Here is a 13,303-nt window from a genome sequence, read left to right as displayed (position 1 = left end):
AACGAAATTGGTCACTGTCGTTATTATGCAGCTATGGGTGCAGCCTTATTCCTGAAATGACATCATTTCTTGTTCAAGTATGAACCTATCCGGGCATGAAAGCAAAAAAGTCAGAAAGAAGGCCTGACGGATCGTCCGGCCTTCTGATATTTCTTTCACTGTTTGCCTGATCTGATCGTTACATGTAGGTCACACCATAACCATTTGGGGAATGCTGATCCATTTCTTCAAGCAACGCTTGTATTACAATGACAGCAGCCCGCTCCAATTCCTCCACCTCCAGAAGTATCGAGATAGCCTGATCGGCATGAAGCTTCTCATTAGGCAGTCCTCCATCTGGAAAAGGAAAACACTGCTTGAGCATATTTAACCTTTGGGACATGTTTCGATATAACTCTTCCGCCTGAAGACAGAGTGGAATCAAGCTGGAATGGAGGGGAGTCGAAGCCCACTTTACAGAAAGTTCTTTGAAAAACTCACTTGCATAACGTCTTGCATCCCACAAAACCGCAAGGTTATAGGCATGACCGTTCGGTTCTACCCGTCTATATTCTAGGGCTTCTCTCCAGACCGAATAGGCAGCCAGACCACTGACCGTGTTCGGCAAGGTATACGGGTCCTCCCCACGATAATGAGCCAAAACATCTGTCAGTGCTGCGCGCAGGTTCATTTCTCGTATCATGCCATCTGATTCCGCTGTCATTACAAATACTTCCTGATTCACACCCCGCCCTACATGATCATAGGGAATTGTTCCTGATTTAATGAAATCTGTACCGTATAAGGTTCGAACTGCATCATCATAGCCATAGATCAATCCGAATTCGGGAATATTCAGGTCCCATACGACGGCCGGAATTCCCCGATGAATGGAGTAACGAATCAGGGAGAGGGCGCGGACTAGTCTTGGATTTAGCACCCTTTTCCCTTTCGCTTTCTCCTCTAGCATCGAGGGATCGACCAGATTGGCATTGAGCCCCGCTTCGCTCGCCAAAGCCTCAACCGCATGGGAACGATAACCCATATGCCGCAATCCTCGGGTAAGCACCTCTTTGAAGTTATAGGCGGTGGGGCCAGCGATATGTATGTCCTGAGGCAGGATGGTCAGACGAAAAGAAAGTCCAATCATCCCCATAACCATGGGGAGAGATGGAGATGAACCGATATAACCTAACATCTCGTGAATGGATGCTGCTGCCGAGTTCCAGGTTTGGGGAGCTCGAAATGAAAGGGGTTCCTCCAAAATCAATCGATTTTGTCCGATTGAATGCCACTCTGCCAGCATTTCTTCTACAGATAAATGAATATGAAGCTGCGACACTTTTTTACGTGAACGGGACAGAATTTGATACACATTAGCACTTGTTAGATTGAATTTGCAGGCAATTTCTTGCGGCGACAGCTGCTCCATCCAATACGATGTAAAGACCTGTTGCTCTCTCTCATTCAGACAACCTAGCAGCTTGTGGAGATTGTTCCTCATTTCCTGCTGAGCAACAGCTTGATACGGATCATAGCCTGTCTCCCAGGATCTCCGATCGGTGTCATTCAAAAAATGATTCAGCGTCATGTCGAGCGAGTCTTGATCGCTCCATGAGGCATCATCGGCTCCAAATCCAAATGCAAAGAACGAAGAAAAATGTTGTTCCCGTTGCTGCTCTCGGCGCTGCATATGTGAATACGCCTGATTACGCACAATGCGCTGCATCCAGGCCATAAAACGGTCAGCATTCTGAAGCTGTCTCATATGAATGAACGCACGAATAAACCCATCCTGTAAAATGTCTTCTGCGAGATAAGAATCATGCGTAAGTGCTCGCACATAACGGAACAATTGTCCGCGGTAACGGTGAATCAACTCACCAAAGGCCTCTGTATCCCCAGTTTGGGCTCGTTGGATAAGCGCGATGTCCGACTCCTTATTCCCATTTTTGAATGTCTCACCTTGCCCCGGCGTGATATGGCGATTGTCAGCTAATTCATCCATTTGTATCTCCCTCTCTTATAGCCTTGCTTCATTACATTACTCCATCTTCAAAATAGCAGCTTCGATCATAGCTTCCGTCTCCGCAAGCGCCTCCATGATTGTCGCAGCAGCCTCCCAGTTCCGGGAGACAAGACGGGATTGGCATTCCCCGAATTGGCGGGATTGTGCGTATTTCAAAGCAGAAAGATCAGGATGGATTGTTTTAAAAAATAAGCCATAATCATGGGCACGACGCGCGCCTACTGGCAGAGCAAAATACACATAATGAGCCCACTCATTACCATCGATTGATCCAGCACGAACCTGTTCCGCCTTATCTAGAATTGCTGAAGCTCCTGTTTGTCCTTCCTGAGCAGCAATGTCATTGAGCTGTTCTGTAAGGCTTGATTTGAACCAAGTAAAAGCGCGGCGGTTAATCTCCTCCAGATCAGGCTGTTCCATGCGTTCAGGACTCCACCATCGTCGATACACACCGCTACTCCACGGGAATTCAGACTTCCATGCTTCCTCAAGTTTATCCAATGTCAGGAAGACATTCGGGAATCCAGCCGGGTCATGCAGGCATATTTCATCGCCCTCCATGCTCAACGCCACTACATAATGATCGGAACCACCCAGGTTGGGAAAGTTGGGATTGTAGACGAGTTTGCCCATATCCAGCGGACCCATCATCATAGGACCCTGCTTCAAGGCCTCTCTTAGCTCATCTACAGGCATCTCTGTACCCCTTGATTGCACACTTTCACGCACACTAAACCCCAGAATGCTCATCGCTTTGCTGATGGCCAGATCAGGACTAGAGGTACAATTATCAAAAAAGAGAAGGTCTTCCTGCGTTCGAAAGGCCCCTAGTGAAAAGCCACCGACGGTTTCAAGCAGACCAGGGTCTACCTTTTCTCCAATGGACGACAGCAGCATTGAAGCTGAATTGGCGTAGCAATATGCACCATTTCCAATATAATTGCTCATATCATAACATCCTCTCATTTCTTTAATGAAGCACGCGATCATGCAATGCCTATACTTATATTGACTCTTCGTACAGATCATTTCTGACAGAATATTCAGAACAAATTTCTGCCCGCATGAACTAGCGAACGTTTAGAATGCGGACATCCCGGTTAATAAGGACTACACCAGAAACGAAGGAGATGTTCGATATGAGTAATTCAACTAGCGATAAAATCAAAGCAGGCGTAAACAAGGCCAAAGGCGAAGTGAAGGATCAGGTCGGTAATGCAACTAACAACAGATCCCTTCAGGCTGAGGGCAAAAAAGACAAAGCCAAAGGTGCTGTGCAGGACAAAATTGCTGATGTAAAAAAACATCACTAGATCCATTCGTTAAACGTGAACACGCACGACGATTCGTGCAGTAAATATAGAATCTTTGCCCGACCGTCCATATCGGTTGAAAGCCGGGATTCGACGGGGGCGCAAAAAAGCCAAGGAAGGTGTTATTCACTACACCCTTCTCTGGCTTTTTTTGTCCTATTTAGATAGCCGGAACTGCATATCTTGCCATATCGATAATAAAACTGCGTGCTTCTCTTGTCGTGTGGTATTCACGGCTGAATTGTCTTACCCATTCGGGATGTTCCTGATACCATCGAAAGGTCTGCTCCAGTCCCTGCTCCAGCGTCGTCTGGGGGAACCATCCGGTCTCTGACCGTAACTTCCCAGAGTGAACGACCAGACTCGAACCCCTGGACTGGGTGGGCTCCTGCTCTCGAATCTCCGCCGTTCCATTAGAAGTATGCAATTGTTGCAATTGAGCTCCGATCTCTTGCATGGTCGTTCCTTGTCCCGTCGAAATGTTATAGATCTGCTGATCTTGTCCATTCAGCATAATCTGTTCAATCGCTCGCAGCGCATCATCCACATACAGAAAATCACGTACAGCTGATCCCTGAATATCCAGAGGAAGGCCGTCCATCATTCGGCCAAAATTACGCGGGATAATCCGATCCGGCAACTGCCAAGGACCATAGAGATTGGTTAAACGAAATATTTTTACAGGAAGCTGGTAACATTGAGCGTAGGATCTTGCGAGCATCTCACAGGCTACTTTGGAAGCGGAATAAGGGGATACCGGAGCATATTCATCGGATTCGTGATACACTCTGCCCATCTCCCCTCCGTATACCTCAACGGATGAAGCCAGTACCACGGGAATATGGTGATCGGAAGCGTATTGCAGAATGGCCTGTGTACTGAGGGTGTTGTTACGAAACACTTCTCCGGGGTGATGATACGAATAATCTACGTGCGGCATCGCTGCCAGATGAATAATATAGTCTGTTTCGTGCGGCAAGCTGAATCTGTCCTTCGCGAGATCACAACAGATAAAAGCCATCTCATGAAGTGGAGAGCTGTGAACAAGCCTCTGACAATAATCATCCTGGTCCACCAGGGTGATTCGATGTCCTTTTTGCGCCAAATACTGAGAAAGGTTAAATCCTACAAATCCAGAAGCCCCTGTAATGACAATATTCAAGCACATTCCCCCTTGGATTAATACAACAAGTTCACTGAAGAGAGTCTATGTTCTGATTATAACCTTATAGTGATACATTTTGTATCATTTTACAATTGTTTTTTGTTCTTCTCCAGAAATAAACGGGTAATGCCATAGAGAGGTAATATTTACGATGAAAGAGGACATAAACAATGTACAGACAATGTTATTCCAGGACGATGGTGTGATCCCCAATCATCCAAGTCTGCCTGTACTTCTGTATAAGGGGATTTGGGCAACAGATTCCTCTCGTGCAGAGTCGTTGCTGAACCAAAACGGATGGGGAAACAGCTGGATTAACGGCGTGTTTGATTATCATCATTATCACAGCAATGCTCACGAAGCACTTGCAGTGGTGAGTGGTTGGGTTGAGCTCATCCTTGGTGGGGAACATGGAAAGGTTGTGCGGCTTCAGGCAGGAGATGTCGTCGTATTACCTGCGGGAACCGGACATAAGCGGCGGAGTGCGAGCCTTGATTTCCGCATTGCAGGGGCCTATCCAGGTGGCATGTATAATACCCGAACGGGTGAACCGGGAGAGCGTCCCAAAGTTCTGCGTGAAATTCAGGAGGTTCCCACCCCGGATACCGATCCGGTCTATGGGCAAGGGGGGCCACTATTGGAGTTATGGAAACAGAATAAGACATGAAAGAATAATGGACTGCTCCGGGATAAAAAAACTACCGGGAACAGTCCATATTTCGGTCACTGAGGGAGCCTCACACTGTATAATCGCATGGCATGTGGCTTCCCTTCCATCTCAAGCCGTCCCTGCAATATCAATTGTCGTATACGATATTCAATGAATGCGTCTCCGACAGCTTGTTCAAGATGGCCCAGCACCTCACCTACGACGCGGGCTGATTTTATAAACTCGCCAGGCTGTCTGGTTAATGTAACTTCTCTGGCCTTCTGCATAATGTATTCATCGATCGCGTCTTCTTGCACGCTCTGAATCTCGCCATCCTTCATTAATCGCAGAAATCCAGGCTGCACAGCCAAATTCACCCACTCTTGCTCCATGTGTTTGCGTTTCTCCAAAGACAACGGTTCAGCATTCACACAGTGCTGCCACATCGCTAACAACTTCTCGGAAAAAATTTCACCTGTTCTAGGAACATCATACTGAACTTCAGAAGGGTTGAATAATTCCCGATATAATGCACCGGTATCGATCAAATAAATAGGCCCCAGCCTTTTACGAAGCAAATGCATGGCATATAAAAGCCCCGTTCTCTCATGAGCATTATTCGCATACCAGATGATGATTCGCGTATCTTCATCAATTGAACTCAACATGTTGTTTAATTGAATCAGCTCATCCATGCCTTGGACGGCATATCTTCCATGCTCATTCCAATAGAATTTCTCAAGTAGCCAAAGGTGCCTGCGGTGTAAATCCGCCTTGTTCGTCAGATCGCCCAATGGACCGATGGCATAGTAGTCATTCATAGAGAAAAACCGCCGCTCCGAGCGACCTGGAACCTTGCCCATCGCAATCTTAATGCTACCTAGTGGCGATTCACCAATCGCTATATGAATTTCACGTGGTATCTGTGCCTTTAATGCCTGTTGCTCCGCTTTCTCCCGGTTCCGATTCTCATCCAATGTCTTAAATATCGACTGTATTTTCGTTGCAAAATGAACAGAATGTTCTTCCGCTGACTGATCACTGACTGCCATATCTGCGCTGAGATAGAGCGTACGCAATAACGAACGCAGCTCGTCCTCATCCATACGGTACAGCTCCTGATCAAAATCAAAGATATTGTCAATCATGCTTATCCCCTCCAAACAGTCTAAACCGATGGTTATCTCCGACTAAACCATACAAAATCGAACGTACGTATTTGTATCATCGTAAGTTTACGACGAAATAGACTTTCCAGAGGAGTGACTCAGATCATTCATTTCCTCACGATTGGATGACGAACGGGTAAAATGCCGCTCCAGCTTCCGACTTGCCCAAAGGGATACCGCGATAAACAACAACACGCCGCCCCATCGCACAGGGTGCTCCATAAACTGAGCTACATTGGAACCGATATACGTCACACAGAAGATCATAATGGCTTTACCAAAACTCACCGCAAGCAGGAAGGACATTAATCTCATCCGCGCAATACCTGCCGCTACATTAATAATGACGAACGGACCAACCGGAAAAATACTCAACAAAAACACATAACTGAATGCATTCCGCCGAATCCATACCATGCTGCGCTGCACACGGGGTTTATTAGCCCAACGTTCCACAAAAGCCGACTTCCCAATCTCCCGTACAATCAGGAACGTAACGGTACAGCCGAGTACCATCCCGATCCATGAATATAAAAATCCTGCCCATAGCCCGTACACCGCTCCGTTAACCCCAACAATGAGCAGTGTAGGCAGCGGGGGCACGAATGATTTCATAAAGGTAAGCAAAATTGCCGGTAAAGGGCCCAGGGAGCGAAACTTCTCCAGCCAAAAACGAATATTCTCTTCCGTAATATAGGACATGATGTCCAAAGATGCCGGGTTCATCTGCTTCCCTCCAATCTATACAGTTCAAATTTTCTAAAGATGTGGTGCCCATTATAAAATACATCTGGTAAACGGATGTGAAGTTTCACGACTCAGTCTCCCCAGTATAACGTACATATGAGCGCTGTACCGTTGTCAATTTGAAGAAATTTCACCAGCTGCGCTGAAAAACAAAAAAAGCACACCCGGACCTGTTCAGTCTTGGTGTGCTCTATTTATTCGGATACCCGCTTGAAACCACTGGTGAACAAGCTTAGGGCAGTATTTGTATTTCGCATAAACCGTTTATTCTAGCTGAGCTTCCTTCATTGCCAATTCATTCAGCTCTTCCTGATGCGCAGCATTCCACTCGGGAATACCGGAACGCATGAATTCTTCGGCATCCATCGCTGCTTTGGACTGGTTGCACAGATTGCAGGCGCAGACACAGTTAAGTGGGGTGGTATGCCCACCTTTAGCTCGTGGCAGAAGATGGTCAATCGTGTCTCCATACGATCCACAGAAGTAGCAGGTATAGTTATCACGGGTCAAAATAAACCGTTTGAAATCCTTGTTGCTAAACAATCGACGGATCGTGTACCGATTAACCACAACAGCGGCTTTTTCCTTGACCAACGTGACCGCCAGCTCCATATCCACTTCCTGATGCCAGCGCCGCCCTTTGTCCGTCTTGCCACGCATGCGCACCATGCCCTGCCGATTCGTCCGAAGCGATGACGGATCTTCCGGATCAATCGCTACAGGCACCGCCGGAGTATGACGGCGGGGACGGCTTTCCGTTCCAGCCCCATGACTGCGGCTGGAATGTGCAGGCGCCCGCTGCCCGGATGATCCGGCACGGGCTGCGTCTTCGCCGCCTGCCTTAGGCGCACGCTCCTTGCGCGCCGGGCGCGGCTTCGACCCGGGCGAGCCTGGCTGGCGCACGGGTGCAGGAGGCGCAGCCTCCATGGCCGTGCCCGGCGCTTGGCCGGGGGCGGGCTTTGCGGCAGCGGCAGGCTGCGCGGCTGCTGCTGGGGGTCCGGCGACCGCGGCATCGCCACGGTCGCTCAGGTTCGGCGCACTGGCCTCAGCTATGCTGCGGGCCTGTCCTGCGCCGGACAGCAGCGCGGCAGCACGTTTGCGGCGCCGCTTGCGTTTGCGCTTGGCTGCGGTCTGCTGATCCGCAGCCCCTGGCTCTGCTGCCGGGCCTTGCGGCTTAGCTGGCAGCAGAGCCTTCGCCGCCGCAATCTCCTGCTCGGCGGCCCGATCCGTGCCAGCGGCTATACGCGCGCGGGCACGCTTCGCAGATGGATCAGCATTCGCTGTATGCGTCTGCGAATCCCTTTCTTGCAGATCAGCCCTCGTCTGCGGCTGATCTACCTTCTCGCTCTCCACCTCAGTTCCGGAGAGCGGCTCCGTTTGCTCATTACCCGACTGCAGTTCTGGGCGCTTCGCCTTTCTCCTCCTTCTCCTCTTCTTGCGGTTGCCCGAAGGCGAAGAAACAGTTGAAGAAGCAACGAAGTCAGCCGTTTCACCTTCCATCGAAGAAGATGACCCCACCGGCGGCTGTGACTCGCCGTGTCCTTCTGAAGCAGCAGCAACAGAAGGCGTACCAATTGCTGGATCGACGCTCCGTTCTGCTATATGACTTGCAGGTGCAGAAGGCCGTGCAGCCGCAGCACCTTTATGACTCTTTATCGCCTCATCCGTAGGCCGGAGTGAGGTATTATTGTTATCGGCTTGTCCACCGAGCTGACGACAGTGACGACAAGCGCCACGTCTGGCTCCCGGGCCAGCCCGCTTTCCGGTTCTTCGTCGAAATTCGGACAAAGGTCGCTTTTGCCCGCAATACATACATGTCTTGGTCAGTTGCGCTTCATGTTCCGTCATTTCCTGCCGGAAAGGGGCCGAGCCCATCTCCATGTTGTCACCTCGGTTCCGTATGAATCCGGTTTCTTTCTATTGTATCACATCTGCTCGCCAACACACTCATAGCCAGATGTCTCATAGTCTTTTGTCTTGTACTCCTGGGTCTGCCCCACGCATTCGTGAAGTATGTGTTCCACGTATTCCAATATATCTTGCATCGGTTTCCCGCATTGTTCACATGTTGTCATTGTTCTCACCTTAATCCTGTTCTTAAAGTTATCTGCTTATCAAATGATAAATTGTGTTCCGCCTTCTCATTACCCTTCGCTTATGAAAAAGAAACATCCGTTCCCCATGTATGAATCTAATCGGCAATCAAAAAAACCGTTCCCCGCTCAACCCTAATGGTCGACCAAGAAACGGTTTATTATTCCTGTATTAGCATAAATATTTTAACGAACGTCGAGTTGTCCCGAGTTTTGTTGTGGTACCAGACGTGGCTTCGGTTTTGGCAAATTGCCGAATATTACCCATGCAAACGGAACAAATCTTGCCGTGAGTCCAACCACAATCCACGATGCGATTAACGCCACACCAAAACCTCCGGCGTACCACAGGTGAATCAGCCAGGATACCCCGGTTTGTGGTGGATAATTCCGATAGATCAACAGGAAGAATGGATGTATCAGATAAATACCGAAGGACAGTGCCCCAAGCCGATTGAGCGGCTTAACGATCAGCGATGGTCCTTTGCGATAGAGCAGGTACGCAATCTGAATGAGCACCAACGCACAGGCGAACGTATGCAGATTCCAGAAAAACTCGTACCACAGCGTGTTATATGTCGCAATTTTCAGGCGCAACAGATAATAAATGTATACATGGCCGAGTCCGGCAAAAATCCATACCGCCCACAGCAAAATCCATGAAACTACACGAGCTTTAGTTGCATTTTCCCGACTAATGACAAACCATTGTTTAATCTTCGGAAAGTATACCCCGATAAATGCACCCAGCATGAAATAAGAGAAGTACGAGAATGCCCAACTTCCCTTGTTCGGCACCTGGAAGCCATATTTATTACTTACGATAAATGCCCACTGAATGAGCAACCCAATCGGTACCGACCACTTGACAACTGAGGGATATTTCTTAAGCAGCCACAATACCAACGGGAATAAAAGATAAAATTGCATATTAATAAATACAAAGTACAGATGCGTATACGCCTTGCCAGTGAACAGTTTCGTTATGAAGCTTACTGCTGATTCACCGAACGGACGGCCCTGATAATGCGTGAAGTGTAGGATAACAAAATACATTAATGAAAATAGGAAATACGGTAGTAAAATGTAAACAAATCTTTTTTTGTAGAAGTTGCTGACCAGCTTCTTATCTAGCGGGCGAGAATAATAGTTATAGAACAGTACAAAACTGCTCATGAAAATAAACGTTGGTGTACCATATTTCATAAAAATATTAATAAAATTGTACAGCCAGTAATACCCTGAACCCGTCATGTCTACCGTCGCATATGAAGTGGAATGCACACACAGCACGCCGATGATAGCCATTGCCCGTACGAGATTCAGCTCTGGGATTCGCTCTCTTTTGATTGTTTCACTCATAATTAGCGTTTCTCCTTAATATGTTTCGTTGATATGTCTAAGATGACTTAATACGATAAGCACACTATCTATTAAAAAGCATAAAGCTTAAGATGGGTAGTCCAAATTCTTAAAAGTTCCTAAATATTCAACATGTTTCACAGTCTTTTCATGTCTATATATGTAAAAAAGACCGCTATGACGCGGCCTGCGAGCTTGTTTCGTATCTGTCCAAAATATTGCTGGTTCACTGGGATGAAAATGGTAAACTTCAATGCTGACGACTAGCTAGAATTTGTTTATAGATCTCAATAGCCGATTGTCTTGAGGTTTTCAGATCCACAATGGCATCCTGGCGAGGCTGATGAATCTCTTTGCTATGCAAATCCTTCAAGTCAGGCAGCCATTTGCGGATATAATCCCCTTGGGGATCATACTTCTCTGACTGTGTCACCGGATTGTTCACCCGAAAGTATGGAGCTGCATTCTCGCCAAGTGATGCACACCACAGCCAGTTGCCCCGGTTTTGAATATTGTCATAGTCACGGAGCTTACGTCTGAAATACGCTTCACCCAGCGTGTATGGGCACTGCAGATTTTTGGTAAGAAACATTGCGGTCAAAATACGAAGCCGATTCGGCATATGTCCAGTCTCATTCAGTTCCGTCATCGCTGCGTCGATAATCGGAATGCCTGTTTCGGCCTTGCACCATCGTTCGAAGTGAACCTCGCTGAGCGCCGAAAGATCATAAACTTTTTCATATGTAAAATAATGACTCTCATACACTGCCCGATACAGGTAGAAGTCACGGAAACACAATTGTCTGATCCACTCGTCCGAATGCTCCGTGCGTTTCGCAGCATCGTACATCTTGCGGATGGATACAGCCCCCACAGCTACATAAGAACTGAGCCGGCTCGGTTCATAAGCTTCATATTCATCCCGATGGTCGCCGTAATCGGCAATTCTATCAGATAAAAATCCATCCAACATTAGATGAGGATCATTCAAATCAGATACATCATACGCCAGCAATTGTTGTGGTACCTGGAAGGTCTCTGGCCATTCTATCTGCTGATCACTGACCTTCACCTCTGCAACCGTAGTGGTTGAAGCTGGATTAGGATGCTCATTCATGAATTCCACCCAGCGTCGGTGGAAGGCAGCAAATACTTTATATGGCTCGGACTTGCCCGTAAAATCAGCGAATCCCTTCAAATCCATCAGCAGATGATCCGTCAGCTGCGTAAATGTGACTTCTCGTTCCTCGGTTACCTTGCGTATTCCACGGTCCCGTTCAATTGCATATGGGGTCATATCCCGATGAACTACAACTTCATCTATACGACCTTGCATCTGATCGAGAATATAATCAATCACCTCAGCTGGTTTGCCATAAGCCATGTGCAGCGTACGGCCTGACTCGCGGTACCGCTTACCAAGCTCTACAGCATGCTGTAGAAAATTCACTCCACTATGTTCCTGTTCACGACCTTGCCGCAGCAGAAACGGATCATAGATGAGCACATGCAGACTCTCTGCATCCTGGTGCAGTAAATAATCGAATGCGACCAGGTCATCTGTGCGCAAATCTTTGCGATGTATGAATAACTTCATGCTTCATCCTCCTGCCTGAACTTCTGCCTACTTTGCCGTTAAATCTTCATACAGCCTGCTTGTCTCCGGCTCCGGTTGATGCCCCAGTTCCTCAAGCAGGGTCAGCGTAAATGAATGATATATTCTGAGTATGGCTTGTTGATCACCCATGGATGCACTTACCCTCATCATTAATCGGCAGATTTCTTCGGCATATGGCTCCCGTTCCTGTAGTTCACTCAACTGCTCCATTGCTTCCTTGCCCCGTCCATGCTTCATGTCCCATTCCGCGATATCCATAACCAGTCCTATATACTTACTTCTCAGATCTCTCGCTTTGGCTTGAGCCCAGCGATAATCATGCTCCTCCAGATAGTCACCACGGTAGAGGGGGACGATATCCCGCAGTTGATCGACATTGTCTGATGTAACGTCAGCGTATGCCATACCTTGCTCGAACTGCTCTACATCACTCACCAGATTACCCGATAACAAACGATAGCGGTTCATGTTGTATTCCAGCTTGCCCGTCATGTTCCATTCTTTCAGCAGTTTACGGATCTGATAAACGGAAGTATGCAGATGGGTTAGCCCTTTCTCTTGAGAGACATCCGCCCACAACTTATCGAGCAGAATCTCTTTGCTTACCCAATCCCCTCTATGGTGAAACAAAAAAGCAAACAGTTCTTGCGATTTGGCTGTGCGCCACTTGTGCTTCTCTGCTTCCTGATCCAGGCTTCTGTAAATATCCAGATGTTTAAAAGTAAGCAATCCAGGCAAACGGATATCCAACTCCACAGCCTCAGATTCCTGAACCTCAGCAGTTGCAGCAACCTGAGAGGATGAGGAAATCATGCCTGCGGCAATGCGATCGATTGTTTTGGCAAGCCTCGCTGAACTTACCGGCTTCAGCACATAATCCAGCGCCTGAAGTTCAAAGGCTTCAACCGCATGATCGGCGTAAGCCGTTATAAATATAATGCGAATACTGCTGTCCAATTGCTGTATATATTCAGCCGCTTCCAGTCCATTCATTTCCGGCATGCCAATGTCCAGAAACACAACGTCCACACGCTCTTTTGCCAGAAAATCCAGACCGGCACGGGCTGTTGAAAAACACTGCACGGGGGTAATCCGCCCATCCGATCGTAACAGGCGTTCCAGATGAAGCTGCGCCGGTTTCTCGTCATCGATTACAATGGCTTTCATCGCTCTTCCAGC

The 13,303-nt window shown here is 47.8% G+C and carries 11 protein-coding genes; 2 read left to right on the top strand and 9 right to left on the bottom strand.

All coding sequences use genetic code 11. The features are described from left to right. Window positions 1-178: 178 nt before the first annotated feature. The gene (locus tag ACR1R9_RS28570; RefSeq protein ID WP_433922167.1) at window positions 179-1,987 is read right to left on the bottom strand and encodes an RNA polymerase sigma factor; all 1,809 of its coding nucleotides are present in this window, start codon (window positions 1,985-1,987) and stop codon (window positions 179-181) included. Window positions 1,988-2,023: 36 nt separating this feature from the next. Then, window positions 2,024-2,956, bottom strand: a complete 933-nt coding sequence (locus tag ACR1R9_RS28565; RefSeq protein ID WP_099857954.1) for a hypothetical protein — start codon at window positions 2,954-2,956, stop codon at window positions 2,024-2,026. Window positions 2,957-3,147: 191 nt separating this feature from the next. Here ACR1R9_RS28565 and ACR1R9_RS28560 point away from each other — a divergent pair, with 191 nt between their 5' ends. Beyond that, window positions 3,148-3,321 (top strand): CsbD family protein, encoded by a 174-nt coding sequence (locus tag ACR1R9_RS28560; RefSeq protein ID WP_076287359.1) that lies wholly within the window; start codon window positions 3,148-3,150, stop codon window positions 3,319-3,321. A 160-nt stretch (window positions 3,322-3,481) separates the two neighbouring features. Here the strand turns inward: ACR1R9_RS28560 and ACR1R9_RS28555 are convergent, their stop codons facing one another. Further along, window positions 3,482-4,489: an NAD-dependent epimerase/dehydratase family protein gene (locus tag ACR1R9_RS28555; RefSeq protein ID WP_099857953.1), complete on the bottom strand. Its 1,008-nt coding sequence runs from the start codon at window positions 4,487-4,489 to the stop codon at window positions 3,482-3,484. Between the two features lie 148 nt (window positions 4,490-4,637). Between ACR1R9_RS28555 and ACR1R9_RS28550 the strand changes: the two genes are divergently transcribed. Further along, window positions 4,638-5,153, top strand: coding sequence for a cupin domain-containing protein (locus tag ACR1R9_RS28550; RefSeq protein WP_433922169.1), 516 nt, complete (start codon window positions 4,638-4,640; stop codon window positions 5,151-5,153). 56 nt (window positions 5,154-5,209) lie between these two features. Here ACR1R9_RS28550 and ACR1R9_RS28545 read toward each other — a convergent pair whose 3' ends face one another. From ACR1R9_RS28545 to ACR1R9_RS28520, 6 genes are all read right to left on the bottom strand, one after another. Next, window positions 5,210-6,283, bottom strand: a complete 1,074-nt coding sequence (locus ACR1R9_RS28545; protein ID WP_433922170.1) for a DUF1835 domain-containing protein — start codon at window positions 6,281-6,283, stop codon at window positions 5,210-5,212. Window positions 6,284-6,370: 87 nt separating this feature from the next. Further along, a complete protein-coding gene (locus ACR1R9_RS28540) occupies window positions 6,371-7,006 on the bottom strand; it encodes a TVP38/TMEM64 family protein (RefSeq protein ID WP_433922171.1) in 636 nt (211 codons plus the stop codon). A 309-nt stretch (window positions 7,007-7,315) separates the two neighbouring features. Beyond that, the gene (locus ACR1R9_RS28535; RefSeq protein WP_433956406.1) at window positions 7,316-8,926 is read right to left on the bottom strand and encodes an HNH endonuclease; all 1,611 of its coding nucleotides are present in this window, start codon (window positions 8,924-8,926) and stop codon (window positions 7,316-7,318) included. A 404-nt stretch (window positions 8,927-9,330) separates the two neighbouring features. Further along, window positions 9,331-10,506 carry an acyltransferase gene (locus ACR1R9_RS28530; RefSeq protein ID WP_063567780.1) on the bottom strand — a complete coding sequence of 392 codons (1,176 nt, stop codon included), beginning with the start codon at window positions 10,504-10,506 and terminating at the stop codon, window positions 9,331-9,333. Between the two features lie 250 nt (window positions 10,507-10,756). Further along, window positions 10,757-12,103 carry a cryptochrome/photolyase family protein gene (locus ACR1R9_RS28525; RefSeq protein WP_433922173.1) on the bottom strand — a complete coding sequence of 449 codons (1,347 nt, stop codon included), beginning with the start codon at window positions 12,101-12,103 and terminating at the stop codon, window positions 10,757-10,759. Between the two features lie 27 nt (window positions 12,104-12,130). Continuing rightward, window positions 12,131-13,291 (bottom strand): response regulator, encoded by a 1,161-nt coding sequence (locus ACR1R9_RS28520; RefSeq protein ID WP_400347973.1) that lies wholly within the window; start codon window positions 13,289-13,291, stop codon window positions 12,131-12,133. Between the last annotated feature and the right edge of the window lie 12 nt (window positions 13,292-13,303).

The organism is Paenibacillus taichungensis (genome assembly GCF_050994985.1).
Lineage (GTDB): Bacteria > Bacillota > Bacilli > Paenibacillales > Paenibacillaceae > Paenibacillus > Paenibacillus taichungensis.
This window is presented reverse-complemented; position numbering and strand designations above follow the sequence as displayed.